15 protein-coding genes are annotated in these 17,020 nt (G+C 28.3%); 1 reads left to right on the top strand and 14 read right to left on the bottom strand.

Annotation, left to right across the window (positions count from 1 at the left end; genetic code table 11):
* Nucleotides 1–174 precede the first annotated feature (174 nt).
* From ACUN06_RS05190 to ACUN06_RS05135, 12 genes are all read right to left on the bottom strand, one after another.
* On the bottom strand, nucleotides 175–816 hold the full coding sequence (locus tag ACUN06_RS05190) for a V-type ATP synthase subunit D (RefSeq protein WP_291731516.1): 642 nt from the start codon (nucleotides 814–816) through the stop codon (nucleotides 175–177).
* A gap of 3 nt (nucleotides 817–819) precedes the next feature.
* Nucleotides 820–2,202 (bottom strand): V-type ATP synthase subunit B, encoded by a 1,383-nt coding sequence (locus ACUN06_RS05185; protein ID WP_291731518.1) that lies wholly within the window; start codon nucleotides 2,200–2,202, stop codon nucleotides 820–822.
* Nucleotides 2,195–3,970 (bottom strand): V-type ATP synthase subunit A, encoded by a 1,776-nt coding sequence (locus tag ACUN06_RS05180; protein WP_291731520.1) that lies wholly within the window; start codon nucleotides 3,968–3,970, stop codon nucleotides 2,195–2,197. The genes ACUN06_RS05185 and ACUN06_RS05180 overlap by 8 nt, the downstream gene beginning before the upstream one ends.
* A gap of 17 nt (nucleotides 3,971–3,987) precedes the next feature.
* Nucleotides 3,988–4,299 carry a V-type ATP synthase subunit F gene (locus ACUN06_RS05175; protein ID WP_291731522.1) on the bottom strand — a complete coding sequence of 104 codons (312 nt, stop codon included), beginning with the start codon at nucleotides 4,297–4,299 and terminating at the stop codon, nucleotides 3,988–3,990.
* The gene (locus ACUN06_RS05170; protein ID WP_449390168.1) at nucleotides 4,292–5,293 is read right to left on the bottom strand and encodes a V-type ATP synthase subunit C; all 1,002 of its coding nucleotides are present in this window, start codon (nucleotides 5,291–5,293) and stop codon (nucleotides 4,292–4,294) included. Before ACUN06_RS05170 ends, ACUN06_RS05175 begins: the two co-directional genes overlap by 8 nt.
* A gap of 11 nt (nucleotides 5,294–5,304) precedes the next feature.
* Complete coding sequence (locus ACUN06_RS05165; protein ID WP_291731525.1) at nucleotides 5,305–5,889, bottom strand: V-type ATP synthase subunit E; 585 nt, start codon at nucleotides 5,887–5,889, stop codon at nucleotides 5,305–5,307.
* Nucleotides 5,890–5,938: 49 nt separating this feature from the next.
* Complete coding sequence (locus ACUN06_RS05160; protein WP_291731526.1) at nucleotides 5,939–6,424, bottom strand: V-type ATP synthase subunit K; 486 nt, start codon at nucleotides 6,422–6,424, stop codon at nucleotides 5,939–5,941.
* 13 nt (nucleotides 6,425–6,437) lie between these two features.
* On the bottom strand, nucleotides 6,438–8,387 hold the full coding sequence (locus ACUN06_RS05155; RefSeq protein ID WP_291731527.1) for a V-type ATP synthase subunit I: 1,950 nt from the start codon (nucleotides 8,385–8,387) through the stop codon (nucleotides 6,438–6,440).
* A complete protein-coding gene (locus tag ACUN06_RS05150; protein ID WP_291731529.1) occupies nucleotides 8,374–8,700 on the bottom strand; it encodes an ATPase in 327 nt (108 codons plus the stop codon). Before ACUN06_RS05150 ends, ACUN06_RS05155 begins: the two co-directional genes overlap by 14 nt.
* Nucleotides 8,701–8,906: 206 nt before the next feature.
* Nucleotides 8,907–10,592 carry a B12-binding domain-containing radical SAM protein gene (locus tag ACUN06_RS05145; protein WP_301953330.1) on the bottom strand — a complete coding sequence of 562 codons (1,686 nt, stop codon included), beginning with the start codon at nucleotides 10,590–10,592 and terminating at the stop codon, nucleotides 8,907–8,909.
* Between the two features lie 16 nt (nucleotides 10,593–10,608).
* Nucleotides 10,609–11,106 (bottom strand): hypothetical protein, encoded by a 498-nt coding sequence (locus ACUN06_RS05140; protein ID WP_291731531.1) that lies wholly within the window; start codon nucleotides 11,104–11,106, stop codon nucleotides 10,609–10,611.
* Nucleotides 11,107–11,301: 195 nt separating this feature from the next.
* Complete coding sequence (locus ACUN06_RS05135) at nucleotides 11,302–12,573, bottom strand: hypothetical protein (RefSeq protein WP_294396871.1); 1,272 nt, start codon at nucleotides 12,571–12,573, stop codon at nucleotides 11,302–11,304.
* Nucleotides 12,574–12,779: 206 nt separating this feature from the next.
* Between ACUN06_RS05135 and spoVB the strand changes: the two genes are divergently transcribed.
* Entirely contained in the window at nucleotides 12,780–14,279 is a 1,500-nt protein-coding gene (spoVB, locus tag ACUN06_RS05130; RefSeq protein ID WP_291731533.1) for a stage V sporulation protein B, read from the top strand.
* Nucleotides 14,280–14,339: 60 nt separating this feature from the next.
* Here spoVB and ACUN06_RS05125 read toward each other — a convergent pair whose 3' ends face one another.
* A complete protein-coding gene (locus ACUN06_RS05125; RefSeq protein WP_291731534.1) occupies nucleotides 14,340–15,944 on the bottom strand; it encodes a putative polysaccharide biosynthesis protein in 1,605 nt (534 codons plus the stop codon).
* 20 nt (nucleotides 15,945–15,964) lie between these two features.
* Nucleotides 15,965–16,933 carry an RluA family pseudouridine synthase gene (locus ACUN06_RS05120; RefSeq protein ID WP_331891079.1) on the bottom strand — a complete coding sequence of 323 codons (969 nt, stop codon included), beginning with the start codon at nucleotides 16,931–16,933 and terminating at the stop codon, nucleotides 15,965–15,967.
* Nucleotides 16,934–17,020: the final 87 nt, after the last annotated feature.

Below are 17,020 nucleotides of genomic sequence, written 5' to 3'. Positions count from 1 at the left end.
CAATATGTACAATTGTGTATTCTATTAGCATTATACTATTATTTTTATTTATTATCAAATTATAAATATATATGCAATATACTAAAAATTTAAATTTCTTCTTATTAAATAATTAATTATAAAATTAAGGAGCTGTTAATTTAAAACAGCTCCCATTGTGATAATGTTAAATAATTATGCTCTTGAGTTAATCATATCTTTAACTTTCATTAATCTAGTTAAAGCTCCTCTTTCATTTTCATCAAGCTTCATTCTTATAAACTTGATAGTTTCTTGTAATTGAGGAATAGTCATATATTCAAGTGCATTAACTCTTCTTCTTGTCTTTTCAATTTCATCAGCCATTAACTGAGTTGATTTTTCAACTTCAGCTAATTCAAGAAGCTTAGGAAGTATAGATTCAAGCTTTCCTATAGCATCGTCTAATTCAGAAGATGTATTTGCAAAACCATATGGATAAATGCTTCCTTCACTATCTTGTAATTGTCTGTGGAATTTCATTTCTGGAACATTAACACTCATTATGTTTTTTGTTCCTACTTCAACAGATACACTATCTTTTGGATAAGCAACTGCTTCTTCTAAAAATTCCGAACTCATTACAGCACTTGCCATAACGAAATCTTTAAATGAACCTTCTAGTTCAGCTTCAACTGACTTTCTTAATTCATTATTATATTTAACAAGGTTAATGAATTGTCTCATTAATTCATCTTGCTTATCTTTAAGAAGCTTATGCCCTCTTGTTGCTGTAGTTAACCTTTTTTTCAGCTTAGATAGCTCCATTCTAGTAGGATTGACATTTAATTTTGCCATATTCTACTCTTCATCTCCCTTTGGCATATACTTTTCAAGATATTCATCTCTGATTCTCTTAAGTTCAGTCTTAGGAAGAATCTTAAGTAATTTCCAACCTAAATTTAAAGTTTCTTCTATTGATCTATTTGTTTCAAATCCTTGAGAAACATATTGTTCTTCAAATGCTTCAGCAAATTTAGCAAATTTCTTATCTGTTTCTGATAATGCAGATTCACCTAAGATTGCTGATAATTCTTTAGCTTGCTTACCTTGTGCATAAGCTGAGAATAGTTGGTTCATTGTATCTGCATGGTCTTCTCTAGTTTTGCCTTTACCAATCCCCTTATCTTTAAGTCTTGAAAGTGATGGTAAAACATCTATTGGAGGTACAATTCCCTTTTTGTATAATTCTCTTGAAAGAATTATTTGTCCCTCTGTAATATATCCAGTTAAGTCTGGAATTGGATGTGTCTTATCTTCTTCAGGCATTGTTAATATTGGAATTTGAGTGATTGAACCACCTCTACCATTAATTCTACCTGCTCTTTCATATAATGTAGAAAGGTCAGTATATAAGTATCCTGGGTAACCTCTTCTACCTGGAACTTCCTTTCTAGCAGCTGATACTTCTCTTAATGCTTCTGCATAGTTAGTAATATCAGTCATAATAACAAGAACGTGCATATCCTTTTCGTATGCTAAGAATTCTGCAGCAGTTAATGCCATTCTTGGTGTAGCTATTCTTTCGATAGCTGGGTCAGAAGCAAGGTTCATAAATAATACAGCATTATCTATAGCTCCAGTCTTCTTAAATTCATCAACGAAGAATTGAGATTCTTCGAAAGTAATACCTATAGCAGCAAATACAACCGCAAAGTTAGCATCTGAATTTAAAACAGTTGCTTGTCTTGCTATTTGTGCAGCTAATTGTGCATGAGGAAGACCTGATGCAGAGAAAACAGGTAATTTTTGTCCTCTTACTAGTGTATTTAATCCATCAATAGCTGATATTCCTGTTTGAATGAACTCTGATGGGAAATTTCTTGATACTGGGTTAATTGCTTCCCCATTAATATCTAATTGCTTTTCTGGTATTATCTTTGGTCCATTGTCAATTGGATGACCCATTCCATCAAATACTCTTCCTAGCATATCTTCTGATACACCTAATTGAAGTGGCTTTCCTAAGAATCTAGCCTTAGTTCCTTTTAAGTTAATTCCTGAAGAACCTTCAAATAATTGAACCATTGCTTTAGATCCATTAACTTCAAGAACCTTACCTCTTCTTAATTCACCAGTTTGTATTTCAACTTCAACTAGTTCATCATACTTAACTCCGCTAACTCCTTCAACAACCATTAAAGGACCAACAACTTCTGTAACTGTTCTGTATTCCTTAAGCATTAAGAACGCCTCCTTCGTTGATTAAAGTATCAATGTCAGCTCTTAATTCAGCAGCTATATCATCCATCTTAGCTATATCATCTTCATGGATATATTTACTTCTTGCAATCTTATCTCTTACTTCTAAAGCTAAAACTTTATCTAAGTAAACTCCTGCATCTAAAGCTCTTTCTGCTTCATGTCTGAATAATAATACAAGCTTTAACATTTTATATTGTTTATCTAATGAAGTATAAGTATCTATTTCATGGAAACCATTTTGTTGTAAATAGTCTTCTCTTATAGACTTAGCAACTTCTAATTTTAATCTATCTTTTTCTGATAATGCATCTATACCAACTAAGCTTACGATTTCTTGTAAACCTGATTCTTCTTGAAGTAAAGCCATTGCTTCTTGTCTTAATGCAGACCAATCTTCAGCAACTGTTTTATTTAAGTATCCATCTACAGTATCAGCATATAATGAATATGAATTAATCCAGTTTATAGCTGGGAAGTGTCTCTTATATGCAAGTTGTGCATCTAATCCCCAGAAAACTTTAACTATTCTTAAAGTTGATTGTGTAACTGGTTCTGAAAGGTCTCCTCCTGGAGGTGATACCGCACCAATTGCAGTAACTGCTCCTTGTCTTCCTTCTTTACCTAAACAAACAACTTTACCAGCTCTTTCATAATAATCAGAAAGTCTTGAACCTAAGTATGCTGGATAACCTTCATCCCCAGGCATTTCTTCAAGTCTACCAGACATTTCTCTTAATGCCTCAGCCCATCTTGAAGTAGAGTCAGCCATAATTGATACTGAGTATCCCATATCTCTGAAGTATTCAGCTATTGTAATACCTGTATATATACAAGCTTCTCTAGCAGCAACTGGCATATTTGAAGTATTAGCTATAAGTACTGTTCTCTTCATTAATGATTCACCAGTTTTAGGGTCTTTAAGTTCTGGGAATTCATTAAGAACGTCTGTCATTTCGTTACCACGTTCACCACATCCAACGTAAACAACTATTTCAGCATCTCCCCATTTTGCAATTTGATGTTGAACAACGGTTTTACCTGCTCCGAAAGGACCTGGTACAGCAGCTGCTCCACCCTTAGCTACTGGGAAGAATGTATCTATAACTCTTTGACCTGTTGTCATAGGCGCTTCTGGTTTTAATTTTTGAGCAAATGGTCTACCTTTTCTTGCAGGCCATTTTTGCATAAGTTGAACTTCTCTATCACCTTTAGCAGTTTCTATAATACAAACTGTATCTACAACTGTAAAGTCTCCTGATTTAATTTCTTTAACAGTCCCTTCTACTCCATATGGAACCATTATTTTGTGTAATACAACAGCAGTTTCTTGAACTGTTCCTATTACATCACCAGCTTCAACCTTATCACCTACCTTAACTGTAGGATTAAAAGCCCAAACTCTTTCTCTATTTAATGAAGTAACAGATACACCCTTAGTTAAAAATGGTGATTGAGCTACTTTTTCAAATGCATCTAGTGGTCTTTGTATTCCATCGAACATTGACTCTATAAGTCCTGGTCCAAGTTCAATACTTAAAGGTTCTCCAGTTGTAACAACTGGGTCCCCTGGCCCTATTCCTGTAGTTTCTTCGTAAACTTGGATAGATGCCTTATCGCCTCTCATTTCAATGATTTCTCCGATAAGACCCTTTTCTCCAACCTTAACCATATCATAAATATTTGCTTCGTCCATTCCTTCAGCAACAACTAAAGGACCTGCAACCTTGATTATTTTTCCGGTCTTCAAATTTCTAACCTGCCTTCCTATAAAATATTCACACCAACAGCTTTTTCTACGCTATCGCTGATTCTCTTTGAACCTATATTTAAAGTTCCTTGATTACTTGGAATTAATATTACAGCAGGAAGCATTTGCTTATTGTAACGTTCAATTGTTTCTTCAATTGTTACTGCAACTTGCTCTGTTATAAAAATAACTGCGTATCCATTCATAGCCATTTTATCAACAGCAATTCTAGCTTCATCCGCTTCTACAACTGGAAATACATCTATTCCAATGGCTTTAAATGCTAAAACCGAGTCTTTATCTCCAACTACACCGATTTTCTTATACATAAATATCACGCAGCCTTTCTCTTATTACTTCCTCAGTAATATTATTAAGCTTACCAACCATTATAATTCTAATGATTTTAATTTCTGTTTCCTTAGCATAAATATATGATAAAATTCTTTCTGGTCCAAATGTTACAAGCTTTCCACTCTTCATAAGATCCATAATATAATTATCACTTAATTTTTCTAAAAGATTTGCTGAATTTGTTGCTATGTAGCTTTCAACACCTTCTTTTATTAAATCAGAATATATACTAGTACTTAATTTTGAAATAATATTTTCTGGTGTTTCATTAATTATAGCTACTAAAGTATCCTTACTTATAGCTCCTCCAGTAACTAAAACCTCTGAAGCAAATTCTCTTCCTTTACCTTGCTTTTTAACTCTTAGTAAAGTTCTAACATTTGTAGAATCAATCATTGCATTTACAAGTTTATCAGTAAATTTATAGTTTAAAGATTTTTTAATTTCATCTAACTCCTTAAACATATATCTATCTACAATAATGTCAATTTTTTGAGGATCTTTATTTGCTTCAAAATCAGAAATTACTTCTAAAACTGCCTTTTCAACATTTCCTTTTAAATCTCTAAAATTATCTGTATCTATTTTTCTCTTTAATTCATTTAAATCTTCTCTACCTAAATCAATTAACATATTTGATAAATCTTTTTCTAAGAACTTTCCTTTTAATAACACTTTAATGTTGTGATATTTATATTTAGTGCTCATTAGATCTACGATTTCTTTTACTGGGCAAAGTTCATATACTAATTTATAAACTCTTTTAAGTTCTGTACTTAAAATTTCTTCATAATCAGTTGCTCTTTTTATATTTCCCATTATATTAGCGTACTCAGTTTCACCAAGTATTTTTAAAACTTCATCAGCAGAATTAGCTTCTAGCATTCTTTCTACTTTAGTTTTATCAAGGAGTCTTGTTTCCAATACCCAAATTCTTGAAAGAGCTTGAGTAAATTGCATTACATCCATACTACCCCTCCTTAATTAAATAACACCTTTGCTACTTCAAACTCTAACTCATCTCTTAATGAGCTTACTAAAGCTTCATAAGTGCTATTTATTTCTATGCCGTTATTTTCTAAGATAAATCCACCTTTGAAATTTCCAGCTGTTTTACTTAAAGCAATTGTTGCTTTTGCTTCTTTATTTAATTCATCAATAAAACTATCATCAACAAATTTTAATCCTGTTTCATTTAATATTAATGTTTGCTTTCCAGTTAAATTCATTGATAAAATTGAATTTTTTACAAAGTTTAAGAATTGTTCTTTAGATAATTCTGTAAGCTTATTTATGCTCTTTTCAAAAACTTCATCTATGATTTCTTGCTTTGCAGCCAATTTATTATTTCTAACTTTTAATTTAGCACTAGAAATTACTCTTTCTTTCTTAGATTTTGCATCAGCTTCTGCCTTTTGTAAAATTTCTTGTGCAATTTCATTTGCAGAGCTTGCTTTCTTTGAAAGAATTTTATTTTTTTCTTCTTCAGCTGCAGCTAATATATTTTCCTTTCCAGCTTCTGCATCCTTAAGGATTTTAGAAGTTATATTCTTTACATTTGACATAATTTATATCTCCAATCTTTATGATGCTAATAATTATTGCAAGTAAAAATTACATTGCCATGCTTACTAACATGAATGATATAACGAATCCTAATAATGCATAAGTTTCAACCATTGCTGCTAAGATGATACCTTTTGTGTTGTGTTCTGGTCTCTTAGCTAATATTTGAATACCTGAAGCAGCAACTCTACCTTGAGCGATACCTGAGAATAAACCTGCTATAGCGATTGGTAAACAAGCACCTATTAAGTATAAACCTTGTTCTAAAGACATTCCTGATGACATCTTAGTGTAAGCAACGAAACCAACAACGAAACCATATAAACCTTGAGTACCTGGTAATAATTCTAATACTAATGCTTTACCGAACTTTTCTGGTTCTTCTGTAACTAATCCTGAAGCTGCTTCCCCAACTAATCCAACACCTTTAGCTGAACCTATACCTGATAAACCAACTGCTAATGCAACACCTAGAGCTGCAAATATTAACCCACCGTTATTTTCCATAAAAAATTGTATCCATGACATTTCCATTTTTAAATTCCTCCTAATTTTCCTTTAAATTCATATATTTTTCTGATGCTTTAAATGGAGTAAATGCTTTTCCTCCACCTTCGTAGAATTTTGAGAAATATTCTACATATTGTAATCTTGCTGTATGAACATAAGCTCCTAATAAACCTAATAATAAGTTAAATACATGAGCTGCTACAAACAACACTGGTAATAATATTATTGCTGGACCAGTTAATGATTTCATTAATAAGTTTAATGCTCCTGCAATACATCCACCTGATAAACCTAATGCCATAAGCCTTGTATATGAAACTAAGTCACCAATATAACTTGTAATTCCATATAACGAATATAAACCTTGACCTATTTGGGCACCTTTTGTTTTTTCTGCTCTACCACCAGTTAATACTATTACAATCATACCAAATATCATTGCTGCAATTGCAATATACTTAACTATTGATGGCCAATCTAGCATTATACACCCAGATAGTACACCAATTGATGTTAATGTTATTAACCATGAACCAACATCATAAAATGCATCTTTTGGTTTTCCTGCTTTAATAAGTGAATATGCTTTAATGCATAATCCAAAGAATATTTGTATAACACCAAATACTATTGAAGCAACTAAAAGTGTATTAACATCTTCTGTAGGATTTATTAATCCTGGTATTTTTACCGCATCACCAAAGAATGATCCGTAAATTAAACCAATAATGGTTGTTGGTATACTTAAGAATAAGAAGAATCTAGCGAAATCTTCATTTTTCTTATTTAACTTTAAGAATTTCATTGCACAAAAAGCAGCTATAAACATTACTAGTCCATATCCTACATCTGCAACCATCATACCAAAGAATATTAAATAAAATGGTACTAATAATGGAGTTGGATCAACTTCATTATATTTTGGTAAACTATACATTTCTGTAACAGATTCAAAAGTTCTATTAAGTAATCCATTTTTTAACTTAACAGGAACTTCTTCAATTTCATCCTCTTTTACTTCTTCAAATGATAAATAATAATCATCTGCTAGGACACTTTTACAAATTTTTTCTAACTCTTCATCTTTTTCTACTTCACACCATCCTTGAATAGTAACAGTGTTTGTAGTTCTTAAAAAGTTATTTGAAGCCTTATATCTTAAAACTATGTTTGTAAGATAATCATAAACTAGCTTCATTTTCTTATAATCTTCCTCAAAAGAAGCTACTTCTTCTTTTATAAAGAATATCTTTGATTTTAATTCTTCTATTTCATGTGCATGATTTGTTATAACAGTTTGTGGTATTTCATCAAACTCTGATTTAAAAGAACTAAATCCAAATCCTCTTAAAATGCTTAATACTTCCTCATGTCTTTCATTTAAAGACACAACTAATATATTTATGTCGTTATTACCTCTTGAGATAATTTCAACATATTCAGAATCTAAACTTTCATTAAGTTGTTCTTCATATTGTTTTGAAATACTTCCAATAAAAGTTGATACTGTTTTTAGCTCATTTAGAGCTTCAAAAGAAATATCTAAGGCTTGCCATGGAGTTAAAACTTCAATTTCACCTTCTAGCTTAGTAATTTGGCTTTCTATGTTGTGAAGCTCATCTTCCTTTAACTTAACTTTTTCATAAATTTCATTCCAGTTAATATTTTTAACTGCACTGTCTAATTCATCAATAGTTAAATCTTCCTTGTCATCCTCTAATGCTTTTAATCCTGACTTTTTAGGCATATAGTTAGTTAAAAAGTCTAGAGTAGTTTTAGCCTTTGATAAATCTTCTTCATACTTTGCAATGTTTGAATCTATTTCATCTTTACTAAGAGATTTTAACTCTTCATTAGCTTCTAACAAATTTTCATCTTGTAAATTTATAAATTCTACATTAGAAAAACCTTGAAGTTTACGAAGAAGCTCTTCTTTTTTAGATTCAAAAGTAAGCAAAGTGAATTTGTTCATCTTAACTATTGCCATGAATCTTCACTATCCTCTCAACAACTATATTAATAGCATTATCTTTTAAATCTTGAGACATATTATGTATAGCCTCGATTTCTTTTGCCCCACTCTTTAATAGTGGTTCTGCATTGCTGTTTCCTTCTTCTAAAGCTGCACTTAATAAGTCATTAGCTTTTGTTTTTGCTTCACTTATTATATCATTATATTTAATTTCTGCTTCTTTAGTAGCATTGCTAATAATTTCTTTTGCATCTTGATTTGCTTCTGAAATTATTTTTTCCGCTTTTTTCTCTGCTTCTTTTATCTCATTAATTGCTTCTAATGCCAAAGTCTCACCACCTTTACTATATACAAGTTGGATAATATAAATATTAATACTTTATATAGTATTAATTACTTTTTATCTCTTTTTTAATTATACACTGTTTTTATAAATTTTCAATGTTTTTTTATTAACATTTCCTAAACAACATTTTATCTTTGTAAAAACAATGAATTTATTTCCCTTATTACTACACTCTTCCTTAATTTAAGTTACTTATTTCCACTTATGTTAATTAAATCTTCAATTTCTACAACACCAGTATCATATCCAAACAAGAAATAAGTTTTATTTTCACTTATTTCACCTTCATTAATAAACTTATTAATATCAAATTTAAAGCTTTCAATGTAATAATCTTTAAATGAATATTTTTCTCTTAATGCTTCCTTAAATATATTTTCTTCTTCTTTAGTAACTCCCTTTCCTAAAAACTCTGGCATACCTCTTCTTTTATTAAACATTAAGTAATCATATTTTATAATATCTCTTAATATTTCATTATCAAGCTTTGTTACTTCATTATTAAAATCTAAAAACACCTTGTAATATTCACTATTTCCTATATTTCTATCAAAATATCCTCTACTATCAAAATAATTTCCTAATGCTAAATAAAAATCATATGGAGTATCAAAACACTTAACTAGCATTTTTATTATATTTTTAAATTTTTGTGAATTATAATATTTATCTACCATAGATTCAACTTTTTTTAATGTTAAAAGCTCATCATATGAAATATCATTTGTTGCAATTATTTCATATGGAGGATAAGGTGAATATCTCATTCCATATTCTTCTGCTTCTTCTCTCATTGAAGAGCCTCTAAGAAGCTTTAAGAATCCTAATTGAATTTCTTCTGGTTCTATACTATATACATCATTAAAAGACTTTTTAAAAGAAACTATATCTTCACCTGGTAACCCTGCTATTAAATCTAAATGTTGTTTTATATTTTTTATTTCTAATAGTTCTACTACCTTTTCTTTAATATCACTAAAATTAACAAATCTATTAATTCTATTTAATACTTCATCATTAGTTGTTTGTACCCCAACTTCAAATTGGAATCTATCTTTTGGTGCTCTTCTAAGAAGCTCTAACTCTTGTGGTTTTAAAATATCTGCTGATATTTCAAAATGGAATTGTGTGTTTGTTTCAGCATTAATTAAAAATTCCCAAATTGCAGTTGAAAATTTAAAATTACAATTAAAAGTTCTATCTACAAATTTAACAAGTTTTACTTTCTTATCTATAAAAAACTGTAATTCCTTTTTAACTCTTTCAATATCTAAAAACCTTACTCCATGTATAGTTGATGAAAGACAATACTTACAGTTAAAAGGACATCCTCTTGAAGCCTCATAATACACTATTTTATTATCTAAGTTTTCATCCATCTTATATGGAAAAACTATTTCATTCATATTCATTAATGGTCTATTTCCATTTCCTATTACTTTATTTCCTTCCTTGTAATATAAACCTCTTATACTTTTAATATCTCTTTCTCCAAGAGTATATTCTACAAATTCCCTGTAAGTTTTTTCACCTTCACCTTCAATTAAATAATCACCATTTAATTCATTTAAAATATTTGAACTATCATAAGATACTTCTGGACCACCATATAATATCTTTATATCACTATTTACTATTTTAATAAGATTTGATAATCTTTTTACCATTTCTATATTCCAAATATAAGTTGAAAAAGCAACTATGTCTGGTTTCTCCTTTATTATTTCTTCTAATACTTTCTCATCCCTATCATTGATGGAAAATTCTCTTATTTTACTTATATAATCCATATCCTCCGTAAAGGCTTTTAAATACCTTACTGCCAAATTACTATGGATAAATTTTGAATTGATAGCTGTTAATAAAATTTTCACTTTCTTCTTCCTTTCGTTACTTTATTTTTTCTCCTTTTATAAAAAATATATCCTCCCAAAGCTTTTCTTCCTTAATACTATACGTATCACTTAATAATTTTTTTGTATCATCTATATTGGATTTTGAAATAGGATTTAAGTTTTTAAATTCAAACTCTTTTATTTTTCCTGATGGTAATACTGTCATAACTTTATTATTTGATATTTCTCCCATTTCCTTATTAATATCCCATATATATATTTCTCCACCAACTTTAATCAATTTATTTACTTCTTTTATTAAATCAGCACGAGATGATTCCATCCATAAATTACTTAAATAGAAAAATATAGTACATGTATCATACTTTTGAGTAACCTTTTTTTCATCTATATCACCTTCTAACAAATCAATTGAAACTTCATCAATAGCATCCTTAGAAATATTATAAATTACTCCATAACTTTCTCCAACATCTAATACATCTCCCGATAGCTTAACACCACTTAAATTTAATATAATTGTTTTACCCATTATACCTTCTCCTTTTTATAAATTTTCTTTCTTTTTATAAATTTTACTATTTATTTTTTCTAATTATGTAAATTATTTAAACAATTATTTTTTCTTTTGGCATTTAAGCCTTTATCTTATAAATGTATATTACCTTATTTATATATAATAATGCAAAAAATATCTTACGAAATATTCATAAGATATTTTTATGTTTTATTTCTTATTATAAATTTTATATATTATTATCATTATTATTGTCATAATAAAAATAACTATAAAAATCCAAATTACATTAGGCAAATTAAATCTTCCATCTTTTATTTGTCCTTGTATCTTATAAATACATCCATCCTTATTATCTAAAAAATATATACTAGAATCATTATATCTTATTTTTTCTATAAAGCTATTTTCATTTAAACTTACTATTTGTTTGGAAGTTCCAATTTCAGTTAAAACATAAATGTAATGATCCTTATTATCCGCAAATATTACAGTATCTTTAGGAAAACATTTTCCTTCACTATCAATTGCTAATCCATTTAATGCCTTTAATTTATCATGTTGGTATCTTGGTGGAAGTGGTACTTCTGTTGGATGATTTTCTATAATATATGATAATTTATTAGTTCCATCTGAAAATCTAGGTGATGTTATTTGATCACCACCACTAAAATCTGGCCATCCATACCATGCTTTCTCTTTTATATCATATATATAATCAACATCATCCTTTACGCTTCTTAATCCTTCCTCTTCCATGCCACCTACAATAGCTGTTATTTCCCCTCTACTATTCGTGTCTAATCCTTCTACATTTCTTATTCCAGTTGCATAAGTTATACATTTCCCTGTATTTAAATTATATTTTAGTATAGATGCATTACTAAAATCACTTTCTTTTATCTTTTCACCCTTCCTTATTTCTTGTCCAAACTTAGCAAATCCGTAAATTCCTTTATATCCTATTCCCGTTGATATCCATTCAAAAGATGGTATATCTTCATTCTTATTTCCCTCATTTACAATACCTGCATTAGTATTAGAACCAATTGTTATATATAAATTTTCACCATTTAAAAGAATTTTAGTTTTATTATTTAATCCTTTATTAGGTAAAGAAGTTACTATTTCACTATATTTTTTACTTGCTAAATCATATGATACTACTTTATTTTCTGTAGCTATTATTAAAGAATTACTATTACATACTATGTCATATATATTTAGTGATTTATCACTAATTACTATTTCTTCATTATTATCCTTTGTTATAACTTTTATTGCATCTTTAAAAGCTATGTATAAGTTATCTTCTCTATCAAAATCAAATGATACTGCTCCATTTACTGATTTATTAACAATTGACCAATCAATATTTTCATAAATTAAATCTAAGTCATATCCTTTGCTAAATTTATAAATTCCAAAAGATATACTTACAATTACCATTGATAATATTATACATTGCAAAAATCTCTTCATCTTTCCGTCCCCCCTTTATAATAACTTTATTTTTTTACATAACAAAATATTACTTATTACCTAAATAATAACTTATAATATCATATTGTTTTATTTAACTGAATAAGTATTAATGTAATTTAAAGTTTCAAAAATAAAGCTAATTTTACTAAGTATACTTCACAACTAATTTTTTATATTAATCTTAAATAAGGAGGCCAAATCTATTGAGAAAAGATACTTTTTTTAAAAACTCATTTTTTTTAACAGCATCTAATATTACAACTGGAATACTTGGGTTTATTTTTTCAATGTACCTTGGAAATATAGCTGGTCCAGAAGGACTTGCCGTTTATGGTTTAGTAATGCCCGTATATAATTTATTTATTTGTTTAATGACTGCTGGAATAATAGCAGCTATTTCTCAACGTTCTGCAATTTATGAATCAACCGGAGAATATAATAACTTATTTAAAACTATAAACACTGTTGCTTTTTTTAACATAATATGGTCAATAATAATAGGAATTTTAGTATTTTTCCTTGCACCTTACATAAGTAAATATGGTATAAAAGACCCTAGAACATTAAATGCTATAAGAGTAACATGTCCTGCTATGGTTTTTATTGCATTATCAAATATATTAAAGGGATTTTTTTATGGTACTTCTAGAATTACTGTTCCTGCAATAATTGATATATCTGAAAAAGCAATGAGAATTATAACTATAACACTACTAATATTTATTTTTAAAGCACAAACTTTATCTTCAATTGTTACTTTAGCCTTTGTTTCATTAGCAATTGGTGAGCTACAAAGCTTATTGCTTCTCTATGCTTATTTTAAATATACTAAAAGGCACATGCCTCTTGGTCATGATATTCCTGAAAGAAAAGCTCAATTATTATTTAATGTACTTATAGTTTCATTACCTTTATGTATAAATGGATTTTTAGGAAATGCCTTTTCTACTATTTCTACACTAGTTGTTCCACGTCAACTTGTAGCTTCTGGATTAAATTATAATTCTGCACTAAATTTAATAGGTAGATTTAATGGAATGGCTTTAACAATAGTCACTTTTCCTTTAATTGTTATAAACTCAATAAATATGCTTCTTGTTCCTGATTTATCTCAAACAATAAATAAAGGAGACTATTACAATGCTTCTGTTAGAATAAGAACTGTATTAAAAATTGCTTTTCTTCTTGGAATGGCAACTACAATTATATGTCAGCTTATTCCTAGTTCACTTGGAGAAATGTTTTATCATAGAGATGATTTAGGTTTATATATAAGACTTTCATCAATTTCTGCTCCTATATTTTTTGTTTCAAACACTATGGTAGGTATATTAAATGGATTAAATAGGCAAAGTATTATTCTCAGAAACTCTATAATTGTATCCGTTACTGAAATATTAAGTTTATATTTCTTTACAGCAATACCTAGTATAAATATTTTTTCTTACGTAATTACAATTTTTATTACTTCTACATTAGGCTTACTAATTAATTTATATGAAATAAAGAAACATATTGAGCTAAATTTATCAATATTTAATATAATAATTTTTACATTAATGGGTATTTTAATATTTTTACTTTTAAATTTAATGAACAAGTATTTATTTAATAACCTTTATTTTAGTAAAAATATAATAATATTATTATTAACCTTTGGAATATTTGCTTATTTAAGTAAATTTGGAATAGATGAATATTAAAAAACAAGATGTTACAAAATTATTATTTAATAAATTTGTAACATCTTGTTTTAAATTATATTATAAGTTTTTTCTTAAAAACCTTGGTAATAAAGTAAACAACTTAGGTGAAATCATATCTAAATCTCTTTTCTTTATGCCACCAAGTAAAATTAAAGCAATTAAATATATTAATCCTCCAATAGCTACAAGAATTAATACAATAAAGCAAGTTATAAGTCTTCCTCCTCCAATTATATTTACAATTCTATCAATTGGAATTCTAAAAATAAAAATACCTAAAGCCATAAATGCAGCTGAAAGTGAAGGTATAACTGCTAATTTAAATATGCGAATTTTCATTTTAAAAATTCTTTTTAATCTTTTATGATTTATAATTACAGGAACTAAAAATGCAAAGAAGCTTGCAAAAATTGCTCCTAATATATTTATATCCTTAATAGCTACTAAAAAATAATTAATGATAAATTTAAGCATTATACTTAAAAAAGCTGTACTTAATACTAAATATACTTTATTAATACCTTGTAATATAATATTTTGAATAGCAGATATAGACATAAATACTAGTACTACAGATCCATACTTTAATAATTCATAACCAGATGTAGTATTAAACAACATTAAATATACATCTTTACTTAACATAGATAAGCCTACAGCTGCTGGTATAGTTATTAAATAAGTTATTTTAAAGCTATATGACATTTGGGCCTTTAATTCTTTTCTATTTTTTTGTGTATATGCTTGTATTATCTTAGGAAATATGGCAGCACTTAAAGCTGTAACTAAAGCAAAAGGAACATTTAACAATGTATTATAAAATCCTAACACTCCAAATAACCTTGTAGATTCTTCTTTGGAAAATCCAGCTGCTAATAATCTTGATTTAACATTTATAGTATCAACAAGTCCGCCAGCATTTTGTAAACCTGCTACCATTATTATCGGTACCCCGTAAAAAAGAAGCTTTCTTAATATCTTTTTCTTACTTATATTTTTTTCAAATTCATTCTCTATTTCAGCTTTTCCTTCATAATCAAGCTTATCATACATTATTAATATAAATATTAGTGCTGCAATTGCGCCTATTGTAGTGCCTACAGTTCCTCCAGCACTTCCCCATTCAACACTAATTTGCATAAATACATATGCAAATATTAAACTTAATACTATATTAACAACTTGCTCAAGAACTTGAGATATAGCCAATGTTTTCATATCTTCTGTTCCTTGCATATATCCTCTATATGTTGCTAAAATACAACTAAAAAATACTGTTGGTGCTAAAAATCTTAATGATAAAGCAGCCTCTGACCATTTTGTTCCTGAAGCAATAACTTCTGCTAGAGATATAAATATAATTGTAATAATAGCTCCTATAATTGCTAAATAATTTCTCGCAATTTTCATTGCTCTTAGAGCATCTTCATGATGCCCTTGAGCTCGTAATTCTGATACAACCTTTGCAACTGCTGGTTGTGCTCCTAAACTTGTTATGGCTAATATAAAAACAAAATATGAATAACTAGCATTATATATTCCTATTCCATCTTGACCTATAATTGCATTTAATAATGGTACATATGCTGCAGATAATATTTTAACAAGTATTCCTGCTAAAGATAAGATAAGAAAACTACGCCCCACTGACTTCTCTTCCATAACTATCCCCTTTTATAATTTTATATATTAAATTTAAATACATCCCTTTTTATTTTCTTAAACATTGGTGGAAGAGCTTCAGCTACTGTTTTATTATTTAAATACTCAAGCTTTCCATTAGCCTTCTTAAATATAAGTTTATATGCATAAAGGAATTGATAATTTAATCCAAATTTATTATCAAAAAATGAATTTAACTTTTTATCTCCATATTTAAAATCACCTATAATTGGATTTCCTAAATGACTTAAATGTGCTCTTATTTGATGACTTCTACCTGTAATAAGATCAATTTCAAGTAAAGAATATGCTCCATTAGTTTGAACGGTTTTAACTTCCATTGAAATTTCCTTAGTGTTTGGTCTTTTTTCATCAAATACCTTTGATATGTTTTCATTTTCATCTTTTGAAATATACCCTTTATATATTCCATCTTTTATTTTACCTTTTACTAATGCATTATAATATTTCTTAACATAACCTTCTCTAATCATTTCATTCATAGTTCTTAAGGATTCAAAATTCTTACCAAAAATCACAACACCAGAAGTATTTCTATCTAATCTATTACATGGTGCTGGTGTAAATGTCTTTTCTTTTTCTGGTAAATAATCACCTTTTCCATTTAAATATGATAATACATAATCTGTAAGTGATGGCTCTACTCCTCTTTGATCTGGATGAACTAATACACCCGGCCACTTTTCAACAACTAAAATATTTTCATCTTCATATGTAATCATAAGTCCACTTGAATTTACTTTCATAAATGTATCAGCTTTTTTCTCTTGCTTACTTTGTAAATATCTTATTTCAATTATGTCTCCTAATTCTAATGGGTAATTTTCTTTCTTCTTTGCTCCATTAACTCTAATATCCCCTTTTCTTAAAGCTTTAAAAATTGCACTTAAAGGAACATCCTTTAAATACTTTCTCAAAAACTTATCTAATCTTTGCCCCGCTTCATTTGTTCCTATTTCAATTTTCAAAAAATCAACTCCTATATTACACTGCAGTTTATAAATATTTAATAACATTTATAAACTGCTAGTTTTTTGTAATCTTACCCATTTTAA

It is taken from the genome of Clostridium sp. ETTB3 (assembly GCF_053571985.1).
The sequence above is the reverse complement of the archived record's forward strand: the minus strand, read 5'-3'. Positions and strand labels throughout refer to the sequence as shown.